The sequence below is a fragment of the Nocardioides salsibiostraticola genome, from assembly GCF_054783655.1.
On sequence record NZ_BAAGQD010000006.1, the window covers coordinates 316574 to 338806 of the forward strand.

Here is a 22233-nt window from a genome sequence, read left to right on the forward strand (position 1 = left end):
GCCCCCTCGTAGGCTGCGCAGGTGCCTGTTGCCCGACCACCTCGCTCAGCGCGGGGCCCCCTGAGTTACCGCCCGGAGCCGGGGTCCATCCCGACCCAACCGGGCGTCTACCGGTTCCGTGACCCCCGCGGCCGGGTGATCTACGTCGGCAAGGCGAAGAACCTGCGGTCCCGGTTGTCGTCGTACTTCCAGGACATCGGCAACCTGCATCAGCGGACCGCCTCGATGGTGACCACCGCGGCCAGTGTCGAGTGGACGGTGGTCAACACCGAGGTCGAGGCCCTCCAGCTGGAGTACTCCTGGATCAAGGAGTTCGACCCGCGCTTCAACGTCAAGTACCGCGACGACAAGTCCTACCCCTGGCTGGCGGTGACGATCGGAGACGAGTTCCCCCGAGTGATGGTGGGCCGGGGGGCCAAACGCAAGGGCACCCGTTACTTCGGTCCCTACAGCCACGCCTGGGCGATCCGGGAAACCGTCGACGTGCTGCTCCGGGTGTTTCCCATGCGTTCGTGCAGCAACGGGGTCTTCACCCGGTCACGGCAGATCGGGCGCGCCTGTCTGCTGGGCTACATCGGCAAGTGCAGCGCGCCGTGCGTGGGGGAGGTCAGCGCGGAGGAGCATCGAGAGATCGTCGACGACTTCTGCGCCTTCATGGGTGGCCAGACCCGACCGTTCACCCGTCGCATCGAGAAGGAGATGTACGCCGCCTCCGACGCCCTCGACTTCGAGAAGGCTGCTCGTCTACGTGATGACCTCGGTGCCTTGGAGAAGGCCCTGGAGAAGCAGGCCGTCGTCCTGGGCGACGGTGCCGACGTCGACATCATCGCGATCGCCGAGGACCCGCTCGAGGTCGCCGTCCAGATCTTCTACGTCCGCGGGGGCCGGATCCGCGGTCAGCGGGGTTGGGTCGCCGATCGGGTCGAGGAGGGTGGACCCGACGTGCTCGTCGAGAACTTCCTCCTGCAACTCTACGCCGGCGACCCGGACACCATCCCGCGGGAGATCCTCGTCCCGACGCTGCCGACCGACGTCGAAACCTTCGAGGCGCTCCTGAGCGACCTGCGGGGCAGCCGCGTCGAGATCCGGGTTCCGCAGCGGGGAGACAAGAAGACCCTGCAGGAGACCGTCGCCCGCAACGCCGCACAGGCGTTGGTGTTGCACAAGACCAAACGGGCCAGCGACCTGACCACCCGCAACCAGGCGCTGGAGGAGATCCAACAGGCCCTCGAACTGGACGAGATCCCGCTGCGCATCGAGTGCTACGACGTGTCGAATCTCCAGGGCACCGAGGTCGTCGCCTCGATGGTCGTCTTCGAGGACGGATTGGCCCGCAAGAGCGAGTACCGCCGCTTCGTCATCAAGGGCGACGAGCAGCAGGAGGGTCCCCATGTGGGTCAGAACGACGTGGCCCACATGCATCAGGTGATCACCCGACGGTTCCGACGGCTCCTCGACGAACAGGCTCGCAGCCAGGAGATCGCCACCGAGAGCGGACCCATGCTCGTGGACCCCGAGACCGGACGGCCCCGCAAGTTCGCCTACGCCCCGGGTCTCGTGGTGGTCGACGGTGGCGCGCCCCAGGTGGCGGCGGCCGCCGCCGCGCTCCGCGAACTCGGCATCGACGACATCCCGGTCTGCGGTCTGGCCAAGCGTCTCGAAGAGGTCTGGGTGCCGCAGGAGGAGGATCCGGTGATCCTGGCCCGCTCCTCCGAGGGTCTCTACCTCCTGCAGCGCATCCGCGACGAGGCTCATCGCTTCGCGATCACCCACCACCGGTCCCGGCGATCCAAGACGATGGTCGAGAGCGTCCTGGACGACGTCCCCGGACTGGGGGAGGTGCGGCGCAGGACCCTGATCAAGCACTTCGGTTCGTTGAAGAAACTCCGAGGCGCCACGGTGGAGCAGATCGCGGAGGTGCCCGGGATCGGACCGCGCACGGCAACCGCGATCAGCGAAGCGGTCGCCAAGGCCGCCACAACCCGCAAGACTGTCAGCATCAACACCGCGACCGGGGAGATAGAGGAATCATGAGTGAGAGTGGACCCTTGGTCATTGTCACCGGGATGACGGGCGCCGGGCGCAGCACGGCCGCCAAGGAGTTGGAGGACCTCGGCTTCTACGTCATCGACAACCTGCCTCCGGGGTTGCTGCCCGAGACGGTGCGGATGGTCGACGATGCGCTCGGCAAGGATCTGCCGATGGCGGTCGTCATCGACGTTCGTTCCAGTTCCTTCTTCGGCACCCTGAACGAGCAACTCGCCAAGGGGGCCACCGACCGCGAGGTCACGTTGCTCTTCCTCGACGCGGCCGACGAGGTCCTCGTACGCCGCCAGGAGGCGGCCCGTCGACCGCACCCTCTCCAGGGTGATGGCCGACTGTTGGACGGACTTCAACGCGAGCGCGTGGTCCTGGCCGATCTGCTCGGGGACGCCGACCTGCTCATCGACACCAGCGCACTGAACGTGCACCAACTCACGGACCGGATCACCGAGGCCTTCGGCACCCCGACCTCCACGGCTCTGAAGGTCACCGTGATCAGTTTCGGTTTCAAGTACGGCATCCCGGTCGACGCCGACTTCATGGTGGACATGCGGTTCCTGCCCAACCCCTTTTGGATCCCCGAGCTGCGTGAGTTCAACGGTCGCGACGAACGGGTCGCCGACTATGTCCGCTCCCGGCCCGGTGCGGAGTCCTTCCTGGACGGCTACCTCCCAGTGCTGACGGGGGTCGCCGACGGCTACCTGCGTGAGGGCAAGCGCTTCATGCGCGTCGCCATCGGCTGCACCGGCGGCAAGCACCGCAGCGTCGCGATGACCGAGGAGATCACCCGACGCTTGGTCGAGCAGGGCTTCGACGCCAAGGCGGCCCACCGTGATCTGGGACGCGAATGAAGCAACAGCGGGCTCAGGCCGTGGTGGCCCTGGGCGGTGGACACGGACTGTCGGCGACGCTGTCGGGGCTGCGGCTTTTGGTGGACGACCTCACGGTCGACGAGCTCACCGCGATCGTCACCGTCGCGGACAACGGAGGTTCCTCGGGGCGCCTCCGGGGTGAGTTCGGGGTCCTTCCGCCCGGCGATCTGCGGATGGCGCTGGCCGCCCTGTGTGGGGACGATGACTGGGGTGATACCTGGGCCAGGGTGCTGCAGCACCGGTTCGCGGGTGACGGTGACATGAACGGCCACGTGGTGGGCAACCTGCTGATCGTGGGGTTGTGGGAACTGCTCGGCGACCATGTCGACGCCCTGGACCGGGTGGGTCGGCTGCTCGGTGCCAAGGGGCGGGTGTTGCCGATGGCGCTGGAGCCGATGGACATCTCGGCCAAGGTGCGCGGCGCGGGAGGCAACCCGCTGGAGCTGTCCTGGGTCCGCGGGCAGGTCGAGGTCGCGATCACCGACGGTCAGATCGTCGAGATCAGCCTGGACCCGCCGGACCCGGTGGTCAGTTCCGATGCCGTCTCAGCCATCCGCGGCGCGGACTGGGTGGTCCTCGGTCCGGGCTCCTGGTTCACCTCGGTGATCCCGCACCTCCTGGTGCCTGCCCTGCGCGAAGCGATCGTCCAGACCGACGCACGGGTCATCGTCGTACTCAACCTCTCCGAGCAGATCGGCGAGACGGGCGGATTCGGTCCTGCCGACCACCTCGCCGCGCTGGCCGAGCACGCCCCCGACCTGAAGGTGCACGCCGTACTCGCCGACCGGGGCCATGTGGGCGCCGATCTCGGCGACCTGCGCGAGATGGTGGCCGGGTACGCCGACCACCTGATCCTCGACGACCTCGCCATGGAGGACGGGACCGCGCGCCACGATCCGGTCCGGCTCGCGGGTGCCTTCGCCCGGCTCTTCGACGAAGACCTCACCGACAGCGTGGTTCGTTGACGCACGTGGCAGGATCAGCATCATGGCGATGACAGCACAAGTGAAGGCAGAGCTGTCGAGCATCTCGATCACCAAGGCGTGCTGCCGCAAGGCCGAAGTCGCCACCATGCTGCGATTCGCGGGTGGCCTGCACATCGTCAGCGGACACATCGTGGTCGAAGCCGAGCTCGACACCGGCGCGGCCGCAAGACGACTGCGCACCGACATCGCGGAGATCTACGGACACCAGTCCGATGTGGTGATGGTGCAGGGCAACGGCATCCGCAAGGGCAGCCGCTACATCGTCCGGGTCACCAAGGACGGCGAGGCGCTGGCCCGTCAGACCGGTCTGGTCGACCAACGGGGACGGCCGGTGCGGGGACTACCGCCCGCCGTGGTCTCCGGCGGCGCGTGTGACGCGGTGGCCGCGTGGCGCGGAGCCTTCTTGGCCCACGGTTCGCTGACCGAGCCCGGCCGATCCTCCTCACTCGAAGTCACCTGCCCCGGCTCCGAGGCGGCACTCGCCCTGGTCGGGGTGGCCCGACGTCTGGGCATCCAGAGCAAGGCCCGCGAGGTGCGTGGCGTCGAACGCGTGGTCATCCGCGACGGTGACGCGATCGGTCAACTCCTGACCCGACTCGGTGCCCACGAGGCGTTGATGGCGTGGGAGGAACGACGCATGCGCCGCGAGGTCCGGGCCACCGCGAACCGGCTGGCCAACTTCGACGACGCCAACCTGCGCCGATCGGCCCGAGCGGCCGTGGCAGCCGGGGCCCGGGTCGACCGGGCGATGGAGATTCTGGGCGACGAGATCCCCGACCACCTGAAGCTGGCCGGGACCCTGCGTCTCGAGCACAAGCAGGCCTCCTTGGAGGAGCTCGGGCAACTGCACGACCCGGTGCTGACCAAGGATGCGATCGCCGGTCGCATCCGTCGCCTGCTCGCGATGGCGGACAAACGCGCGGAGGATCTGGGTGTGCCGGACACCGAGTCCTCGCTTACCCCGGACATGCTCGCCGAGGACCACTGAGAATCTGAACGGTATGCACCAGTGGTCTGTTCGCGCTCTTCAGGGATATGGTCAACCCATCCTTCGTCATCGATCAGCAGGAGCACCCCAGTGACCGTTCGTGTAGGTATCAACGGATTTGGCCGTATCGGCCGCAACTTCTTCCGGGCCGTCCGCGTCCTGCAACAGCAGGGCGAGGCCGACATCGAGATCGTGGGGGTCAATGACCTCACCGACAACGCCGTTCTGGCTCACTTGTTGAAGTACGACTCGATCCTGGGTCGTCTCGACGCCGAGGTGAGTTCCACCGACGACGCGATCGTGGTGGGCGACCAGCACATCCGCGCCTTCGCCGAGCGCGACCCGGCCAACCTGGCCTGGGGCGACCTCGACGTCGACATCGTCGTGGAGTCGACCGGCTTCTTCACCGACGCCACCAAGGCCAAGGCCCACATCGACGCCGGCGCCAAGAAGGTCATCATCTCCGCGCCCGCGAAGAACGAGGACCTCACCGTCGTGATGGGGGTCAACCATGACCTCTACGACGGTTCGCAGCACCACGTCATCTCCAACGCCTCCTGCACCACGAACTGCCTGGCGCCGATGGCCAAGGCACTTCACGAGGAGTTCGGTCTGGTGAAGGGTCTGATGACCACGATCCACGCCTACACCGCCGACCAGAACCTGCAGGACAACATCCACTCGGACCTGCGCCGGGCCCGCGCGGCGGCGATCAACATCGTCCCGACCTCCACCGGTGCCGCCAAGGCGATCGGTCTGGTCATGCCTGAGCTCAAGGGCAAGCTCGATGGTTACGCCCTGCGCGTCCCGACCCCGACCGGCTCGGCCACCGACCTCACCTTCGAGGCCGGTCGCGAGACGACCGTCGAAGAGGTCAACGCGGTGGTCAAGGCCGCCGCCGACGGCCGCTACCTGCGCTACTCCGAGGCGCCCATCGTCTCCTCGGACATCGTGACCGACCCCGCGTCGTGCATCTTCGACGCACCGCTGACCAAGGTCCTGGGCAACCAGGTCAAGGTCGTGGGTTGGTACGACAACGAATGGGGTTACTCCAACCGCCTCGCGGACCTCATCACGCACATCAGCAAAACCCTCTGACCTGATGGGTGACTACCCCGGCCTCGGCGAGGTCGCCGGTCGACGAATCCTGGTCCGATCAGATCTGAACGTCCCCCTCGACGGGCAGACCATCACCGATGACGGCCGCATCAAGGCCAGCGCTCCCACCATCTCGGCGTTGGCCGGGGCCGGGGCACGTGTCATCGTGATGGCTCACCTGGGCCGTCCGAAGGGTGCACCGGATCCGGCGTACTCCCTGGCCCCGGTGGCTCGCCGCCTGGGCGAGGTGCTCGACCGTGGGGTCGGCTTCGCCGCGGACACCGTGGGTCCCGCCGCACGCGCCGCGGTGGACGCCCTGGGCGACGGTGACATCGTCGTCCTGGAGAACGTCCGCTTCAACGAGGGCGAGACCAGTAAGGACGAGTCGGTTCGTGGAGCCTTCGCCGACGAGTTGGCCAGCCTGGGCGATGCGTTCGTCTCGGACGGGTTCGGGGTCGTGCACCGCAAGCAGGCCAGCGTCTACGACCTGGCTCAGCGCCTGCCCCACACCAAGGGGGCGTTGGTGGCTGCGGAGATCGAGGTCCTGCGTCGCCTCACCGAGACCCCCGAGCGGCCGTACGTCGTGGTGCTCGGTGGGTCCAAGGTGTCCGACAAACTCGGAGTCATCGACAACCTGCTGGGCAAGGCCGACCGTCTGCTGATCGGCGGGGGCATGGTGTTCACCTTCCTCAAGGCTCAGGGTCACGAGGTGGGCGCCAGCCTGCTGGAGGACGACCAGCTCGACGTGTGCCGGGAGTACCTCACCCGGGCCGAGCAGTCCGGGGTCGAACTCGTGCTGCCGACCGACATCGTGGTCGACACCGTGTTCCCCTCGGGGGACCGGACCCCGCAACCACGGGTCGTCGCTGCCTCCGAGATCCCCTCTGACGCACTGGGTCTCGACATCGGGCCCGAGTCCGCGGCGGCCTTCGCCGCGGCGCTGGCCGACGCGAACACCGTCTTCTGGAACGGGCCCATGGGCGTGTTCGAGGTCGAGGCGTTCGCCGAGGGGACCCGAGCCGTCGCGCAGGCGCTCACCCAGATCCCAGGCATGTCGGTGGTCGGTGGTGGCGACTCCGCGGCCGCCGTACGCGCCCTGGGGTTCGAAGACGATCAGTTCGGTCATATCTCCACCGGTGGTGGAGCAAGTCTGGAATACCTCGAGGGCAAGGAACTGCCCGGCATATCGGTCTTGGAGGACTGAACCATGGCAACGAAGAAGCAAGGCCGCACGCCGCTGATGGCGGGCAACTGGAAGATGAACCTCAACCACGCCGAAGCCGTCGTGTTCGTGCAGAAGTTGGCGTGGACGCTGTCCGACAAGCGACACGACTTCTCGCAGGTCGAGGTCGTGGTCTGCCCACCGTTCACGGACCTGCGTTCGGTGCAGACCCTGGTCGACGGTGATCGCCTGTCGGTGAAGTACGCCGCCCAGGACGTCTCGACTCAGGACAGCGGCGCGTTCACCGGGGAGGTCTCGGCGGGCATGCTCGCCAAGCTCGGCTGCTCGTACGTCGTGGTCGGGCACTCGGAGCGTCGCGAGCACCACTCCGAGACCGACGAGATCGTCAACCAGAAGGCCCGCAAAGCCCTGGCCGCTGGCATGACCCCCATCGTGTGTGTCGGTGAGGGCCTCGAGATCCGTCAGGCCGGGGGACACGTCCCGCACTGCACCTCGCAGGTGGACGGTTCGCTGGTCGGCTTCACCGCCGAGGAGATCGCCGGCCTCGTGGTGGCCTACGAACCGGTTTGGGCCATCGGTACCGGTGAGGTGGCCACGCCCGAGGACGCTCAAGAGGTCACCCAGGCCATCCGGGCGCAGATCCGGGAGACCCACGGCGACGCTGCCGCGGAGGGTCTGCGGATCCTCTACGGCGGATCGGTGAAGGCCTCCAACGTCGCCGGCATCATGGCGCAGAACGACGTAGACGGCGCACTGGTGGGCGGAGCGAGCCTGCAGGTGGACGAGTTCGGCGGCATCTGCCGCTTCTACGACATGCCGGTCCTGTAGTAATCACCCCTCTGACGTAGGATTCCTCTTCGTGGACACTCTCTTCACCATCCTGTTGATCGCCTCGAGCCTGATCATGATTCTGCTCGTGCTCCTACACAAGGGGCGCGGCGGTGGCATGTCAGACATGTTCGGTGGCGGTGTTTCCAGCTCTCTCGGGGGTTCCTCGGTCGCCGAGCGCAACCTGGACCGCTTCACCATCGGTGTTGGCGTGATCTGGTTCGCCTGCGTTATCGCCTTGGGCCTGCTTCTTGCCTACTGATCTTGTGAGAAATCCCCCCGTGAGCACCAACGAAAGGACCGTTTGATATGGCTGGTGGAGGAAGCGCCATTCGCGGAAGTCGGGTCGGTGCCGGACCCATGGGCGAGGCCGAACGGGGTGATGCCGCGCCGCGTCAGGCGGTCACCTACTTCTGCTCCCACGAGCACCGCTCGGTGATCACGTTCGCCGTCGAGGCGACTGCCCCCGAGGCCTGGGACTGTCCCAAGTGTGGTCTGCCCGCCTCGATGGACTCGGACAACCCGCCGCCGGCTCCCAAGATCGAGCCGTACAAGACGCACCTCGCCTACGTGAAGGAGCGCCGCTCCGACAAGGAGGCCCAGGTCATCCTGGACGAGGCCCTACAGCTCCTGCGTCGTCGTCGTAAGTCCGGCGACATCATCTTCTGACGAGTCGGCGCAAGTTGACGCCGTTTCGGGCCTGAGTCGGCGCGTCTTTTTCAACTAGCGACGACTCGGCCGTTCGTCGGTTGGGAAAAGCGGCGACGGGACTCGGCTATCCCGTTCTTCAAGGTCTCATCGACGGTACGGCGTTGGCCGTAGACGTGGTCTCGTCGGAAACGTCAAGGAGCCAGCCGTCGTCGGCGACCAACGAGCGGCGCTCGGTGTCGTGCCGAACCTGCTCGGGGGATGAGTGCCACTGCTCGCCGTCGTACTCCGCGGCGTAGCGCAGCTCCTCGTGCCCCAGATCCAGAACCGCGATGAGTACGCCGTCCTGCCACACCTCGATCTGGAGTTGCGGCCACGGCAGCCCACAGTCGATCCAGCGCAACCGGAGGACCGACTCGCCCGGCGAGCCGGACCGACCGTCGGCGATCGGAGCCAACTCGCGCAGGCGGGTTATCCACCGCATGCCCTTGAAGCGCTCGACGCTCCAAACCAGTTCCGAGGACGAGAAGATCCCTAGCGCCAGCATGGAGTCCAAGCCGGAGATCGCTTGGTCACGACTGCGGACGCGCCCCAGGTCGCACGCCGTCCTGAGGGGAGAAGTGACAGGCAGGCCGTGCACCTCGACGATGTCGCTGGCGATCAGGTTCCGCTCGCCGCTGTCACACAGGTCGTTGCGCAGTCTGCCGTGTCCGGAGGGCCGGAAGACCGAGATCGGTCGCAGATCGAGATGCTCGCCGGGAGCGAGGATCATGTTGGCGCCGAGTAACCATCCCGCATGTCGGTCGCACACGACGTAGTCGCTGGGCACGACCAGGCCGAGGCAGCGGGCACGCAGTTCGGGGGAGTCCCTGACCTGACTGGCGACGTACACACCTCGGATCGGCCTGCGGAGCAGTCCCCGATCCACCAGTCGGCGAAGCCGAGCATCCGGGACCCCTTCGGCGCGGGCCTGCAGCCGGGTGAAAGGTCCATCGAGAGGCAAGCAGGAAGAGTCATCGAGGAAGGGTTGTTGTTCGTAGAATTCCGAGATCGTCATCTCGCGAGCATCACCCGCGAACGATGCTCACGCCACCGCCCGAACCGCCACCTGTGGATAAGGGCCCGCTTGTGGATAAGGGGTTGCCGAGTCGGCGCGTCTTTTCAAACTAGCGCCGAGTCAGGCCGTTTTCAGCGTCAATTAGCGCCGACTCGCGGTCAGAGGAGGGAGGCAGCAGGCTTGTCGAGGAACCAGGTGGTTTCGGACAGGCCCTCGACGCCTCGGGCTGGAGTGTCGATGACCTCACCCTCGAGAGCCAGCGCGGCCTCGACGGCCTCGGCCTTCTCCTCGCCGCTGACCAGGAACCACACGGCGGTGGCCCGGTTGAGGGTCGGGAAGGTCAGGCTGATCCGCTCCGGGGGTGGTTTGGGGGAGTCGGTGACGCCGACCGCGATCCGGTCGGACACCTCGAGCGCCAGGTAGTCCGGGAAGAGGGAGGCGACATGGCCGTCGGGGCCCACGCCGAGCATGACGATGTCGAACGGTTCATCACCCCGGCTCCGCAACTCGTCGGAGTACGCCGCAGCCCCGGCGTCGACGTCGACGGACGACACGGTGTCGGGCATGGGGTGGACCTGGGTCGCCCCGACCACGTCGAGAAGGTCGGCCCCGGCCTGGGTCTCGTTGCGGTCGTGCGAACCCGCCTCGACGAACCGTTCGTCACCCCACCAGATCACCACTCGCGACCAGTCGACGCCGGAGCCCGGCGAGAGCCGCGCGACCTCGGTGTGGATCGCCCGAGCGATGGTGCCGCCGGTCAGCGCGATGTGGGGGTCCCGACCGGTCCCCTGGATCTGGGCGATGCGGGACAGAAGTTCACCGGCCACCGAGGTGGCCAGGGTTTCCGGGTCGCGGTGCACCTCGACCCGGTGTGCGGGGTTGGTCATCGTTTCCTTCCGAGAGCGCGAATGGTGGCGGCGTACACGTCGTCCTCGTCCAGGCGACGCAACTCCTCAGCCAGGAGCGCGGGGCGGGTGCGACGCTTGAGGGCAATGGGCCTGTCCGGCCGATTCGGTGAGCTGAAGGTGGCCAAACGGCCGTCGCTGCGCGCGATCCGGATATCGCCCTCGGCCGTGTGCATCACCACCTCCGTGATCCCGGGCCCGGCCGAGCCGTGGCGTTCCACCTTGACCTTCAGCCGGTCACCCAGCCAGGCGCCGAGGAGGTCCGCGCTCGGGCTGACCCGTTCGGCGGTGACCGAGGCTCCGATCACCTTCAGCGGGTGCTGGTCCAGCGCAGCGGCGAGGAGGGCGCGCCACGGGGTCAGTCGGGTCCAGGCCAGGTCGGTGTTGCCAGCGACGTACGACGCGCACTGGACCGACAACGCCTTCGTCTTGCCCTTGGTGACCTCGGCGGCGTCGGTGATCCGGCGCCGGGCCAGGGCCCCCAACGGATCGTTCGCAGGATCCCTGGGTGGTTCGTGGGGCCACCAGATTGCGACGGGGGAGTCGGGCAGCAGCAACGGAAGCACGACCGATTCGGCGTGCTCGGCCACCTCGCCGGACAACCGGACGACGGCGTTCTCCCCGCCCGATCCCTGGCCTCCGCCGACCTGGGCGTTGACCACGGACTGCCCGCGACTGCTGCCGAGCACCACACCGATCAGTCGGGCGGGGTGTTCGTGGGTGGCCTTCCGGGCGATCCGCATCGACTCCTGAGCGGCGCCCTCGGAGACCACGATCACCAGGGTCATCACCATGCCCATTGCGGGGCTGCCCGCGCGGGTGCGCGACCGGACGAACTCGGCGGCGATCTCCGAGGCGTCGGTGTCGGTCAGCTCGATCATGGTCGCTTCCACGCCCGGCCCGAACGGGCCAGCATCGCATCGGCTCCCGTTGGCCCCCACGTCCCAGGGCCGTACTTCTCCGGCTTCCCCTTGCGCTCCCAGTGATCCAGGATCGGGTCAAGGATCTTCCAGGAGAGCTCGACTTCCTCGTGACGCGGGAACAGCGGGGGATCGCCGAGCAGTACGTCGAGGATCAGCCGTTCGTAGGCCTCCGGCGAGGACTCGGTGAACGTGCCACCGTAGGCGAAGTCCATGTTGACGTCCCGGATCTCCATCTGGGTGCCGGGGACCTTGGAGCCGAACCGCATGGTCAGCCCCTCGTCGGGTTGGATTCGGATCACCAGTGCGTTCTGCGTCAGGTCCTCGGTGGAGTTGGCCGAGAACGGCTGGTGAGCCGAGCGTTTGAACGTGACCGCGACCTCGGTGACCCGACGTCCCAGACGCTTGCCGGTGCGCAGATAGAACGGTACGCCGGCCCAGCGGCGGTTCTCGATCTCCAGGGTGATCGCGGCGTACGTCTCGGTGGTCGAGGTGCGCTTGATGCCCTCCTCCTCGACGAAACCCAGGACCTTGCGCCCGCCGGCCCACCCCGCGTCGTACTGGCCGCGGGAGGTGGTGAGATCAAGCCGTTTCGGGAGGCGGACACTGGCCAGGACCTTCTGCTTCTCGATCCGAAGGCTCTGGGCGTCGAAGGCGGTGGGCTCCTCCATCGCCACCAGCGACATGAGTTGGAGCAGGTGGTTCTGGATGACGTCGCGGGCGGCGCCGATGCCGTCGTAGTAGCCGGCGCGCCCGCCGATGCCGATGTCCTCGGCCATGGTGATCTGCACGTGGTCGACGTAGTTGGCGTTCCACAACGGCTCGAACATGGTGTTGGCGAATCGCATGGCCAGGATGTTCTGGACCGTCTCCTTGCCGAGGTAGTGGTCGATCCGGAAGATCGAACCCGGGACGAAGACGTCGTCGAGGATCCCGTTCAGTTCGCGGGCCGACTCCAGGTCGTGGCCGAAGGGCTTCTCCACGACCACGCGACGCCAGGTGCCCTCGGGACCCTCGGTCAGCCCATGCTCCTTGAGCTGTCCTGCGACGTCACCGAAGTAGCTGGGCGGGATGGCGAAGTAGAAGGCGTGGTTGCCGTCGGTCCCTCGGACCTGGTCCAGCTCCTCGATGGTCCGCCGGAGCTCTCCGAAGGCGGCGTCGTCGTCGAAGGTTCCCGAGACGAAGCGGAACCCCTCGGCCAGTTGGCTCCACACCTCCTCGCGGAACTCGGTGCGGGCGTACTGCTTGACCGAGTCGTGCACGATCTGGGCGAAGTCCTGTTGTGCCCAGTCACGACGCGCGAAGCCGGTCAGGCTGAACCCGGGAGGCAGCAGCCCCCGGTTGGCCAGGTCGTAGATGGCCGGCATGATCTTCTTGCGCGACAGGTCACCGGTGACCCCGAAGAGGACCATCCCGCAGGGCCCGGCGATGCGGGGCAGCCGCCGGTCCTGCTCGTCCCGCAGCGGATTCATGACAAGAGCTCGAACACCTGGTGGATCTCGTCGATGCTGCTCAGGTGGAGACGCAGGACGGGGCGACCACGATCGGCCAGCACCCGGCCGTCGCCGACCGCTTGCGCGGTGAGGAACTCGTCGAAGGTGAACGGACGATCCGGGACGGCCAGATCGGCGACCGGTGCCGCGGTGATCTGCACGTAGACCCCGGTGGTCGGGCCACCCTTGTGGTACTGCCCGGTCGAGTGGAGGAAGCGCGGCCCCCACCCGAACGTCACGGGTCGCTCGACCCGCTCGGCCAGGCTGTCGCGTACGTCGATCAGGTCGGTGTGGCGGTGGCGATCGAGGTAGGCCTGGACGGAGACGTAGCCGTGTCCGGCGTCGGTCTGGTCCAGCAGGGCGCTGATCGCGGCGTCGACCGAGTCGGTGCCGGCGGGGAGCCACCCGTCGTTGGCGTAGACCGTGAACGAACCGTCGGTGAAGAGGGCCTCCGGAGAGGTGCCGCCACCGTCGAGCATGTCGCGGGCCGCTGACTTGGCGCTTTCGACGTCGGGTTGGTCGAACGGATTGATGCCCATCACTCGGCCGGCGATGGCGGTGGCGTACTCCCAGAGGAGGATCTGTCCACCCAGGTCACCGCCGAGGACCGCCGACCATCCGCTGGGCGCGGTCTCGGGCGGCTTCGACGCGGAGGGATCGGCACCGAAGACGACCTGCACGGAGTCGGGGCTACCGGCGGCGACGTTCGGGTCCTCGGTGGAGGGTACGACGACCGGCAGGATCCCGAGCCCGTCCTTGCCGGTGGATTCCGCCACCAACTGCTCGACCCAGTCGCCGAAGCTGAAGAACTGAGCGTTCTCGTGCGGGGCGATCACCAGCTTGTCGACGCCGGCCCGGTGGGCTGCCCCCATCAGGGCGCCGAGGCGCAGGGCCGGGTTGTCGGTCGAGTCCTCCTCGACCTCCGAGCGCATGGCTTCGGCGTCGAGCAGGATCTGGGCGATGTCGACGCCGGCGAGGCCGCTGGGGACCAGCCCGAATGCGGTCAGCGCGGAGAAACGTCCGCCGACCTCGGGGTCGGAGAGGAAGACCCGGTAGCCGGCTTCGCGGGCAGACGATTCGAGCGGTGAGCCCGGGTCGGTGACCACGACGATGCGCTCGGCGGGGTCGATGCCAGCATCGGTGAAGGCCTTCTCGAAGGCGCGTCGTTGGCTGTCGGTCTCGACGGTTCCGCCGGACTTGCTGGAGACCACCACGACGGCGGCGTCGAGACGATCCTCCAGGGCTCCCCGGACGAAGTCGGGTTGGGAGGAGTCGACGACGGTCAACTCCATGCCGAGCCCGGCACAGATTACCTCGGGGCCCAACGAGGATCCGCCCATGCCGCACAGGACGACGTGGGTCAGTCCTTTCTCGGCGAACTCCGCGCGCAGGGTCTCGATATCGGAGACCAGGTCACGCGACGCGGCGGGGGACTGCACCCAGGAAAGCCGCTTGCCGGCCTCTTCCTCGGCTTCGGGCCCCCACAGGGTCGGGTCCTGAGCAGCGATCCTGCTGGCGACTCGATCGTCGTTGAGTTCTTGCAGGATGGCGTCGTACCCATCACCGTGTCGAAGTTCCACGCGGTACGACGAGGTCATGAGGCAGCCTGTTCCATCTGGGTTTCCACCGTTTCGACGAGTTCGTCCCATGACTTCATGAACTTGGAGACGCCTTCCTCTTCGAGGACCCGGAGCACGTCAGCGAAGTCTATCCCCACCTCGCCCAACTTATCCATCACCTTCTGGGCGTCCGCGGCGGTCCCGGTGACCTCATCGCCGGTCACCTCGCCGTGGTCTCCGAACGCGTCCATCGTCTTCTCGGGCATGGTGTTCACGGTGTCGGCGACGACCAGTTCGCTGACGTAGAGGGTGTCGGGGTAGTCCGGGTTCTTCACCCCGGTGGAGGCCCACAACGGGCGTTGGGCCTGGGCTCCCGACTTCTCCAGGGTCTTCCAGCGGTCGCTGTCGAGGACCTCGAGGAAGGCACCGTAGGCGATCCGGGCGTTGGCCAGGGCGGCCTTGCCCATCAGGGCCTTGGCGTCGTCGGTGCCGAGGTCCTCGAGGCGCTGATCGACCTCGCCGTCGACGCGGGACACGAAGAAGGACGCGACGGAGGCGATGGAACCGAGGTCTAGACCGTTGTCCCGAGCAGACTCCAGACCAGTCAGGTAGGCGTCCATGACCTCGCGGTAGCGGTCCACGCCGAAGATCAGGGTGACGTTGACGCTGATGCCCTGGGAGATCGCCGCGGTGATGGCGGCCAGTCCGGCCTGGGTGGCGGGGATCTTGATCAGGACGTTGGGGCGGTCCACGGCCTGCCACAGCTTCTGGGCCGAGGCGATGGTGGCCTCGGTGTCGTGGGCCAGATCGGGTTCCACCTCGATGGAGACCCGGCCGTCGGCGGGGGAGGAGTGGAAGGCCGGGGCCAGGATGTCGCAGGCGTTGCGGACGTCCTCGGTGGTGAGCTCGAAGATGACGCGGTCGGTGGTGGCACCCTCGGCGACCAGGCTCTTGACCTGGTCGTCGTAGCGCTCCCCATCAGCGATGGCACCCGCGAAGATCGTCGGGTTGGTCGTAACGCCGACCACCGACTTCTCCTGCATCACGTCGGCGAGGTTGCCGGTTTCGATGCGTTCGCGGGACAGGTCGTCGAGCCAGATCGACACCCCTGCTTGGGCCAGTTTCTTGAGGCGTTCGTTCATTGGTCGTCCTCTCGAGTGATCGTTGATGGGGAGTGCTTGGGGCTGGTTCAGTTGCCGGCCTTGACCGATTCCAGGCTGGCCTGAGCGGCCGCGACGACCGCTTCGGTGGTGATGCCGAACTCGGTGTAGAGCGTCTCGTAGTCCGCCGAACCACCGAAGTGGTCCAGGGACACGATGCGTCCGTGGTCGCCGACGATCTCGCGCCAGCCCTGGGCCACGCCGGCCTCGACGCTGACCCGAGCGCGTACGTCGGGGGCCAGGACGGAGGCGCGGTAGTCGGCGCTCTGGGCGTCGAACCACTCACGACACGGCATGGACACCACGCGGGCGTTGATGCCCTGCTCGCCGAGGGTGTCGCGGGCCTCGACGGCCAGTTGCACCTCGGAGCCGGTGCCGACCAGGATCACATCGGGGCGGCCGACGGTGTCGAGCAGGACGTAGCCGCCACGCTCGGCGTCGGAGGCGTTGCCCCAGCTCTGGCCGTCGACGTACCCGCGCGGGAAGGTGGGGACGTTCTGGCGGGTCAGCGCCAGACCGGTGGGACCGGAGTTGTTGGCGATGATGGTGCGCCAGACCGCGGCGGTCTCGTTGGCGTCCGCGGGACGGACGATGTCCAGGCCGGGGATCGCGCGCAGGGCGGCGAGGTGCTCCACCGGCTGGTGGGTGGGGCCGTCCTCGCCGAGCCCGATGGAGTCGTGGGTCCAGACGTAGGTGACCGGCAGCTGCATCAGGGCAGCGAGGCGTACGGCGCCGCGCATGTAGTCGGAGAACGTGAGGAACGTCCCACCAAACACACGGGTGTTCCAGTGCAGGGCGATGCCGTTCATGATCGCGCCCATGGCGTGCTCGCGGATGCCGAAGTGCAGCACGCGACCGGCGTACGGGTCACCGGTCCAGCTGTCCGTGGACCGAATCTCGGGGACGAAGGACGCGGCCTTCTCGATGGTCGTGTTGTTCGAGCCGGCCAGGTCCGCGGAGCCGCCCCACAACTCGGGGAGCTTCTCGGCCAAGGCGTTGATGACGGCGCCGGAGGCCTTGCGGGTGGCGACACCCTTCGGGTCGGCGTCGTACGACGGCAGGTCGGCGTCCCAGCCGCTGGGCAGGTCGCGGTCGTTGATCCGGCGCAGCAGCATGGTGCGACGGGGGTTCGCCTCGGACCATGCGGAGTACTGCTCGTTCCAGGCGGCGCTGGCTGCGGCGCCGCGCTCGAGGAGGCCGCGGGTGTGGGCCAGGACGTCGTCGGCGACCTCGAAGTTCTTGTCGGGGTCGAAGCCGAGGATCTTCTTGGTGGCCGCGACCTCCTCCTCGCCGAGCGCGGAGCCGTGGGAGGCGCCGGTGCCCTGGGCGGTGGGGGCGGGCCAGGCGATGATCGTCTCGAGCTTGATGAAGCTGGGTCGGTCGGTGACGGCCTTGGCCGCCTGGATGGCGTCCCACAGGGCGGGGACGTCCTCGCGGTAGCTGTCGTCCTCACCGCGCATGCCGTGGGTCCAGTCGACGGTCTGCACGTGCCAGCCGTAGGCCTCGTAGCGGGCAGCGACGTCCTCGGTGAAGGCGATGTCGGTGTCGTCCTCGATGGAGATCTTGTTGGCGTCGTAGATCACCGTCAGGTTGCCCAGCTGCTGGGTGCCCGCGATCGAGGAGGCCTCGGAACTGACGCCCTCCTGGAGGTCGCCGTCGCTGGCGATGACGAAGATGTTGTGGTCGAAGAGCGACTCTCCGGCCGGGGCCTCGGGGTCGAGCATGCCGCGTTGGCGGCGGGCGCCCATGGCCATGCCGACCGCGTTGGCGATGCCCTGACCCAGGGGACCGGTGGTGGTCTCGACACCGGCGGTGTGGTGGTACTCGGGGTGACCGGGGGTCTTGCTGTCCCAGGTGCGCAGCGCCTTGAGGTCGTCGAGCTCGAGACCCCATCCGCCGAGGAAGAGCTGGTTGTAGAGCGTGATGGAGGAGTGTCCACAGGAGAGGACGAAACGGTCGCGGGCGGTCCAGTTCGGGTCGGCGGGGTTGTGCCGCATGACCTTCTGGAACAGCAGGTACGCCGCCGGGGCGAGGCTCATGGCGGTGCCGGGGTGGCCGTTGCCGACCTTCTGCACGGCATCCATCGCCAGAGTGCGGGCGGTGTCCACGGCCTTGTCGTCCAGGTCGGTCCACTCCAGCCCTTCGGGCTGGTTCATTTCAGAAGTCACGCGATTCCTCTCAGTGCTTACGGGCGATCACGAGACTACTCAGGTGGACGGCTAGACTCATAAGTGCCAGTCCAGAGCCGCTTAGACATTGAGGTACCCGTGACCCATGTAGACGAAACGAGCCCTGCGCTCGAACCGTCCGGGGCCCCAGAGTCTTCCCTGCGTGACGTCGTTTCGGCGTACGTGGGGCTGACCAAGCCGCGTGTGATCGAACTCCTACTGCTGACCACGGTGCCGGTGATGTTCTTCGCCGCCCGGGGCGTCCCGGATCTTGGTCTGGTGGTGGCCACCGTGGTGGGTGGAGCCTTCTCCGCGGGGTCGGCCTCGGCCTATAACTGCGTCTACGACCAGGACATCGACGAGCAGATGCGGCGTACGCGCCGTCGGGCGCTTCCGCGCCACATCGTGACCACCCGGGCTGCACTGGTCTTCGCGACCGCTCTCGCGGTGCTGTCCACGGTGGTGTTGTTGGTCTTCGTCAACGTGCTGTCGGCCGGGTTGGCGTTGGTGGCCAACGCCTTCTACGTTTTCGTCTACACGATGCTGTTGAAGCGTCGGACCACGCAGAACATCGTGTGGGGTGGGATCGCAGGATGTTTCCCGGCCCTGATCGGTTGGACCGCGGTGACCAACGAGTTGTCGTGGATCCCGATCATCCTGTTCGCCGTGGTGTTCTTCTGGACGCCCCCGCACACCTGGGCATTGGCCCTTCGCTACCGCGAGGACTACGCCAACGTAGACGTCCCGATGCTGCCGGTGGTGAAGTCCGCCGAGGAGGTCGGGCGTCAGATCGTGGCCTACAGCTGGGTCATGGTTTTCGTCTCGCTGCTGCTGTGGCCGGTGGCCGACACAGGGTTGCTCTACCCGGTCGTCGCGGCCGTTCTAGGCGCGGTGTTCCTGGTGGAGGCCCACAAACTGTGGGCCCGGTCCAAGGGGACCGAGGACCTCAGCGTGATCCAGCCGATGCGGTTGTTCCACTCCTCGAATCTCTATCTGTCGCTGCTGTTCGTTGCGGTGGCGTTGGATCCGTTGCTGAAGATCTGACCGACTCGCGCACCTCCAGCAGGGCCCACGTGAGGGCCGCGGAGGTGAGGGCGGCGCCGAGCATGTGGAACCCGACGAGGATCTCGGGCAGGTCGGTGAAGTACTGCACGAAGCCGATGGTGCCCTGCCCGAGCTCGACGCCGAGCAGGACGAGTACGGCGCGGCGGGCGTGCGGTGCGGCGGCCAGGAGACCGATGGTCAGGCCGACGAAGAGGAACACCGCGTCGGTGTGGAGTTGGCTCATCTGCAGCGGGTCGAGGCCGTTACGGGGCGACTCCGCATCCCCGGCGTGGGGGCCCGAGCCGGTGACGACGGTGCCGAGGTAGAGCACGACCCAGCCGGCGGCGAACGTCCCCCAGGCCAGCGAGAGCGCGGCTCCCCGGTTTGCGGTCGTGGCCGGGTGGTCCAAGCGGCGCAGGAACAGTACGGCGACCCCCACGATGGCCATCGACACCAGCAGGTGTCCGCTGACGATCCAGGGGTTGAGGTCGGTGAGCACGGTGATGCCGCCGATGAGGGCCTGGGCGGGGATACCGAGGGCCATCAGGACGGACAGGCGGCGCAGGTCGCGGCGGCGGGTCTGGACGGCGGAGATGAAGGTGGCGATGGCCACGGCGACCAGGACGAAGGTCAGCATCCGGTTGCCGAACTCGATGGCGTTGTGGAAGCCGAGTTCACCGCGTGGGGTGAAGGCGTCGTCGGTGCAGCGGGGCCAGGTGGGGCATCCGAGGCCGGAGCCGGTGAGGCGTACGGCGCCGCCGGTGACCACGATGCCGATGTTGGCGACCAGGCTGGCCCAGCCGAGTTGGCGCACCCAGGGTGCGAGATTCACTCCCACTTGAAGGTCCTTGCCGTGAGAAGGGTGCCGGCAACCGCCCAGCCGGCGAGGACGAGCAGATCGCGGCCAGCGATCTGGCTGTCGATCAGGGCGTGCCGCATGGCGTCGCCGAGGGCCGCGGACGGGAGCCACTGCAGGACGTCACCGAGGCCGCCGTACGCACTGAGGGGCAGGACCACGGCGCCACCGGCCAGGAGCAGGAGGTAGACGAGGTTGGCCGCGGCCAGGGTGGCTTCGGCGCGCAGGGAACCGGCGAGAGCCAGGCCGAGGGAGGCGAAGGCGGCGGTGCCGAGGACGAGGGCGGCGAGGAAGCCGAGGATGTTGGGGTCGGGGTTCCAGCCGAGGATCAGGGCGACCAGGCCGATCACCACGACCTGGGCGACCTCGATGAGCAGCAGGGCGAGGACCTTGCCGATCAGGAGACCGGAGCGGGACAGCGGGGAGGAGCCGAGGCGCTTGATGACGCCGTACCGGCGCTCGAACCCGGTGGCGATGGCCAGGGAGGTGAACGCAGTGGACATGATCGCCAGGGCCAGGACGCCGGGGGCGATGGTGTCGACCGCGGGGCCGTCGAGGGCGATGCCCACCCGGTCGGCGCCGGCGACGCCACCGATCAGGACGATCACGGGGATGACCACGGCGAGGAGGAGTTGTTCGCCGTTGCGCACCATGAGACGGGCTTCCATGCCGGCCTGGGCGAGGACCTGGCGGTGGAGCGGGGCGGCTCCGGGGGCCGGGGTGAAGATGCTGGGGGAGGGGTGGGTACTCACGTGAGTTCCTGACCGGTGAGGGCGAGGAAGACATCCTCGAGGTTGCGTTGGCCCAGGGAGAGGGACTCGGGGACAACGCCCTGCTCGTCGCACCAACGGGAGACCTTGGACAGGGTGGAGGCGTCGGCGGGGCCGGTGACCAGCAGGCTCAGGGAGTCGAGCTGGCGGACCTGGGTGTCGGGGCCGAGGGCTGCCTTGAGGGATTCGGGGGCACCGACGGGGAAGGGTTTGGTCACGACGAGGCGGATCGTGGAGACCGAGCCCCCGCGCGTGAGTTCCAGCGGCGTACCGGAGGCGACCAGGCGGCCGCGGTCGATGATGTGGATCTGGTCGGCGAGGCGCTCGGCCTCCTCCATGTAGTGCGTGGTCAGCACGACGGTGACGCCGGCTTCCTTGACCTCCTCGAGCAACTCCCACGTCGTACGCCGGATCGCGGGGTCCATCCCGGCGGTCGGTTCGTCGACGAAGACGATCTCGGGGCGACCGACCAGGGCCATGGCGAGGCCGAGGCGCTGTTGTTGCCCGCCGGAGAGGCGCCGGTAGGGGGTCTTGCCGCAGTCGCCCAGTCCGAGGCGCTCGGAGAGGTCGTCGACATTGAGAGGGTGGGCGTGGAGTTTGGCGATGTGGGCGAGCATCTCGGTCGCGCGTACGCCGCTCCAGGCGCCGCCGGCCTGCAGCATGACGCCGATCCGGGGGAGGAGGTCGCGGCGTTGCCGGATGGGGTCGAGTCCGAGGACCCGGACGGTGCCCTGCTGGGGCTTGCGGTAGCCCTCGCAGGTCTCCAGCGTGGTGGTCTTGCCGGCCCCGTTGGGGCCGAGGACGGCGGTGATGGTGTGGCGGTCGACCTCGAGGCTGAGCCCGTCGACTGCGACTTTGTCGCCGTAGGCCATACGCAGCCCGTCGACGCGGACAGCGGGTTCGTCGGGCACGTGCTGATTCTAGGCGGTGCACCCGTACCCTCCGACTCATGGCTGCCCCGACGCGTATGACGGACCGCATCGAGCAGCGCCGTGGGGAGTACTTCGCCGCCGACGAGAAGATCCTGGCGCTGACCGTGGCCAATCCGGCGCGGACCAACACGATCGCGTTGGCTGCGTTCCTGGGGAGCCTCATCGGGTCGAGGCAGCTCCTGTCGATCGGGTTGTTGCCCTCGACCGCCCTGGGTCTCCTGGGTGCGTTGGCCGGGTTCTTGGCGGCCGCGCTGCTGGCGTCGGTGACCGCACGGGGCCAGGCGAAGTCCATCCCGCCCTTGACCAACTACCTGGTCCTGACCGATCAGCGGGTGGCCGTCATCCGGTGCTGGCCCTGGGGGACTCCGGGTCCGCTGGCCACGTCGATCGCTTTTGATCAGGTGGCGCGCTTCCATGACTCGAAGGCGCTGGTGACCTCACGCCTGGGCATCGACTTCGTCGACGGCTCGCAGTACGGCGCGGACGTGCACGGGACTCTCGCGGCTGACTTCGCGGCAGCCGGCAACGCATGGGTCAGCGGACCTACAGCCGGCTGAGCATCTCGGCGAGTTCGAATTCGAGGGGGCTGTCGGCTGGTCCGAGTTTTCGGGTGCCCCGATGGTCGACGATGCGGGTGAGTCCGTGGGGTGTTCGCCAGAGGGTTTCGCCGGGTGCGCGGGGTGTGGCGCGGTAGTTGAGGTGGGTTTTCGCTCGGTGTTCGGT

The 22233-nt window shown here is 67.8% G+C and carries 21 protein-coding genes and 1 pseudogene; 11 read left to right on the plus strand and 11 right to left on the minus strand.

Features of this window, described 5'->3' with window-relative positions; all coding sequences use genetic code 11:
* Positions 1–21 precede the first annotated feature (21 nt).
* The 9 genes from uvrC (at position 22) to ACYVLV_RS05735 (ending at position 8667) form a co-directional block, all read left to right on the plus strand.
* Entirely contained in the window at positions 22–2034 is a 2013-nt protein-coding gene (gene uvrC, locus ACYVLV_RS05695; RefSeq protein ID WP_460808360.1) for an excinuclease ABC subunit UvrC, read from the plus strand.
* A complete protein-coding gene (gene rapZ, locus ACYVLV_RS05700) occupies positions 2031–2894 on the plus strand; it encodes an RNase adapter RapZ (RefSeq protein ID WP_460808362.1) in 864 nt (287 codons plus the stop codon). Before uvrC ends, rapZ begins: the two co-directional genes overlap by 4 nt.
* Positions 2891–3880: a gluconeogenesis factor YvcK family protein gene (locus tag ACYVLV_RS05705; protein ID WP_460808364.1), complete on the plus strand. Its 990-nt coding sequence runs from the start codon at positions 2891–2893 to the stop codon at positions 3878–3880. Before rapZ ends, ACYVLV_RS05705 begins: the two co-directional genes overlap by 4 nt.
* Positions 3881–3902: 22 nt before the next feature.
* Positions 3903–4889, plus strand: a complete 987-nt coding sequence (gene whiA / locus ACYVLV_RS05710; protein ID WP_460808366.1) for a DNA-binding protein WhiA — start codon at positions 3903–3905, stop codon at positions 4887–4889.
* 90 nt (positions 4890–4979) lie between these two features.
* Entirely contained in the window at positions 4980–5987 is a 1008-nt protein-coding gene (gene gap / locus ACYVLV_RS05715) for a type I glyceraldehyde-3-phosphate dehydrogenase (protein ID WP_460808367.1), read from the plus strand.
* Between the two features lie 4 nt (positions 5988–5991).
* Positions 5992–7191: a phosphoglycerate kinase gene (locus ACYVLV_RS05720; RefSeq protein WP_460808368.1), complete on the plus strand. Its 1200-nt coding sequence runs from the start codon at positions 5992–5994 to the stop codon at positions 7189–7191.
* A 3-nt stretch (positions 7192–7194) separates the two neighbouring features.
* Positions 7195–7998 carry a triose-phosphate isomerase gene (gene tpiA / locus ACYVLV_RS05725; protein WP_460808369.1) on the plus strand — a complete coding sequence of 268 codons (804 nt, stop codon included), beginning with the start codon at positions 7195–7197 and terminating at the stop codon, positions 7996–7998.
* Between the two features lie 31 nt (positions 7999–8029).
* Positions 8030–8260 carry a preprotein translocase subunit SecG gene (gene secG / locus ACYVLV_RS05730; RefSeq protein WP_460808370.1) on the plus strand — a complete coding sequence of 77 codons (231 nt, stop codon included), beginning with the start codon at positions 8030–8032 and terminating at the stop codon, positions 8258–8260.
* A gap of 47 nt (positions 8261–8307) precedes the next feature.
* Positions 8308–8667: an RNA polymerase-binding protein RbpA gene (locus ACYVLV_RS05735; RefSeq protein WP_460808371.1), complete on the plus strand. Its 360-nt coding sequence runs from the start codon at positions 8308–8310 to the stop codon at positions 8665–8667.
* 118 nt (positions 8668–8785) lie between these two features.
* On the opposite strand, the gene ACYVLV_RS05740 is transcribed toward ACYVLV_RS05735, so the two are convergent.
* The 7 genes from ACYVLV_RS05740 to tkt form a co-directional block, all read right to left on the minus strand.
* The gene (locus ACYVLV_RS05740; protein WP_460808372.1) at positions 8786–9703 is read right to left on the minus strand and encodes a type IV toxin-antitoxin system AbiEi family antitoxin domain-containing protein; all 918 of its coding nucleotides are present in this window, start codon (positions 9701–9703) and stop codon (positions 8786–8788) included.
* A 158-nt stretch (positions 9704–9861) separates the two neighbouring features.
* Positions 9862–10590, minus strand: coding sequence for a 6-phosphogluconolactonase (gene pgl, locus ACYVLV_RS05745; protein ID WP_460808374.1), 729 nt, complete (start codon positions 10588–10590; stop codon positions 9862–9864).
* Positions 10587–11489: a glucose-6-phosphate dehydrogenase assembly protein OpcA gene (locus ACYVLV_RS05750; RefSeq protein ID WP_460808376.1), complete on the minus strand. Its 903-nt coding sequence runs from the start codon at positions 11487–11489 to the stop codon at positions 10587–10589. Before ACYVLV_RS05750 ends, pgl begins: the two co-directional genes overlap by 4 nt.
* Positions 11486–13000, minus strand: coding sequence for a glucose-6-phosphate dehydrogenase (gene zwf / locus ACYVLV_RS05755; protein WP_460808377.1), 1515 nt, complete (start codon positions 12998–13000; stop codon positions 11486–11488). The genes ACYVLV_RS05750 and zwf overlap by 4 nt, the downstream gene beginning before the upstream one ends.
* Positions 12997–14619, minus strand: a complete 1623-nt coding sequence (locus ACYVLV_RS05760; RefSeq protein WP_460808378.1) for a glucose-6-phosphate isomerase — start codon at positions 14617–14619, stop codon at positions 12997–12999. The genes zwf and ACYVLV_RS05760 overlap by 4 nt, the downstream gene beginning before the upstream one ends.
* Positions 14616–15722, minus strand: a complete 1107-nt coding sequence (gene tal / locus ACYVLV_RS05765) for a transaldolase (protein WP_460808379.1) — start codon at positions 15720–15722, stop codon at positions 14616–14618. Before tal ends, ACYVLV_RS05760 begins: the two co-directional genes overlap by 4 nt.
* 47 nt (positions 15723–15769) lie before the next feature.
* On the minus strand, positions 15770–17896 hold the full coding sequence (tkt, locus tag ACYVLV_RS05770) for a transketolase (protein ID WP_460808400.1): 2127 nt from the start codon (positions 17894–17896) through the stop codon (positions 15770–15772).
* A gap of 111 nt (positions 17897–18007) precedes the next feature.
* On the opposite strand from tkt, the gene ACYVLV_RS05775 reads away from it, so the two are divergent.
* Positions 18008–18952 (plus strand): heme o synthase, encoded by a 945-nt coding sequence (locus tag ACYVLV_RS05775; protein ID WP_460808380.1) that lies wholly within the window; start codon positions 18008–18010, stop codon positions 18950–18952.
* On the opposite strand, the gene ACYVLV_RS05780 is transcribed toward ACYVLV_RS05775, so the two are convergent.
* The 3 genes from ACYVLV_RS05780 to ACYVLV_RS05790 are packed head-to-tail and all read right to left on the minus strand — an operon-like array spanning position 18855 to position 21489.
* On the minus strand, positions 18855–19784 hold the full coding sequence (locus tag ACYVLV_RS05780; RefSeq protein ID WP_460808382.1) for a COX15/CtaA family protein: 930 nt from the start codon (positions 19782–19784) through the stop codon (positions 18855–18857). The two genes, ACYVLV_RS05775 and ACYVLV_RS05780, sit on opposite strands and share 98 nt — an antisense overlap.
* A complete protein-coding gene (locus ACYVLV_RS05785; protein ID WP_460808384.1) occupies positions 19781–20560 on the minus strand; it encodes an ABC transporter permease in 780 nt (259 codons plus the stop codon). The genes ACYVLV_RS05780 and ACYVLV_RS05785 overlap by 4 nt, the downstream gene beginning before the upstream one ends.
* Positions 20557–21489, minus strand: a complete 933-nt coding sequence (locus ACYVLV_RS05790; protein WP_460808385.1) for an ABC transporter ATP-binding protein — start codon at positions 21487–21489, stop codon at positions 20557–20559. The genes ACYVLV_RS05785 and ACYVLV_RS05790 overlap by 4 nt, the downstream gene beginning before the upstream one ends.
* Positions 21490–21527: 38 nt before the next feature.
* On the opposite strand from ACYVLV_RS05790, the gene ACYVLV_RS05795 reads away from it, so the two are divergent.
* Positions 21528–22067 carry a hypothetical protein gene (locus ACYVLV_RS05795; protein ID WP_460808387.1) on the plus strand — a complete coding sequence of 180 codons (540 nt, stop codon included), beginning with the start codon at positions 21528–21530 and terminating at the stop codon, positions 22065–22067.
* Here ACYVLV_RS05795 and ACYVLV_RS05800 read toward each other — a convergent pair.
* A pseudogene (locus tag ACYVLV_RS05800) lies at positions 22054–22233 on the minus strand (hypothetical protein); the annotation flags it as partial. The gene ACYVLV_RS05795 and the pseudogene ACYVLV_RS05800 sit on opposite strands and share 14 nt — an antisense overlap.

Bases quoted from the DNA above. Each gene is read 5' to 3' on its own strand.
- rapZ (WP_460808362.1), top strand. From the start codon at position 2,031: ATGAGTGAGAGTGGACCCTTGGTCATTGTCACCGGGATGACGGGCGCC.
- zwf (WP_460808377.1), bottom strand. From the start codon at position 13,000: ATGAATCCGCTGCGGGACGAGCAGGACCGGCGGCTGCCCCGCATCGCC.
- whiA (WP_460808366.1), top strand. From the start codon at position 3,903: ATGGCGATGACAGCACAAGTGAAGGCAGAGCTGTCGAGCATCTCGATC.
- ACYVLV_RS05735 (WP_460808371.1), top strand. From the start codon at position 8,308: ATGGCTGGTGGAGGAAGCGCCATTCGCGGAAGTCGGGTCGGTGCCGGA.
- ACYVLV_RS05795 (WP_460808387.1), top strand. From the start codon at position 21,528: ATGGCTGCCCCGACGCGTATGACGGACCGCATCGAGCAGCGCCGTGGG.
- ACYVLV_RS05705 (WP_460808364.1), top strand. From the start codon at position 2,891: ATGAAGCAACAGCGGGCTCAGGCCGTGGTGGCCCTGGGCGGTGGACAC.
- tpiA (WP_460808369.1), top strand. From the start codon at position 7,195: ATGGCAACGAAGAAGCAAGGCCGCACGCCGCTGATGGCGGGCAACTGG.
- pgl (WP_460808374.1), bottom strand. From the start codon at position 10,590: ATGACCAACCCCGCACACCGGGTCGAGGTGCACCGCGACCCGGAAACC.
- tal (WP_460808379.1), bottom strand. From the start codon at position 15,722: ATGAACGAACGCCTCAAGAAACTGGCCCAAGCAGGGGTGTCGATCTGG.
- ACYVLV_RS05740 (WP_460808372.1), bottom strand. From the start codon at position 9,703: ATGACGATCTCGGAATTCTACGAACAACAACCCTTCCTCGATGACTCT.
- ACYVLV_RS05750 (WP_460808376.1), bottom strand. From the start codon at position 11,489: ATGATCGAGCTGACCGACACCGACGCCTCGGAGATCGCCGCCGAGTTC.
- ACYVLV_RS05720 (WP_460808368.1), top strand. From the start codon at position 5,992: ATGGGTGACTACCCCGGCCTCGGCGAGGTCGCCGGTCGACGAATCCTG.
- tkt (WP_460808400.1), bottom strand. From the start codon at position 17,896: ATGAACCAGCCCGAAGGGCTGGAGTGGACCGACCTGGACGACAAGGCC.
- ACYVLV_RS05760 (WP_460808378.1), bottom strand. From the start codon at position 14,619: ATGACCTCGTCGTACCGCGTGGAACTTCGACACGGTGATGGGTACGAC.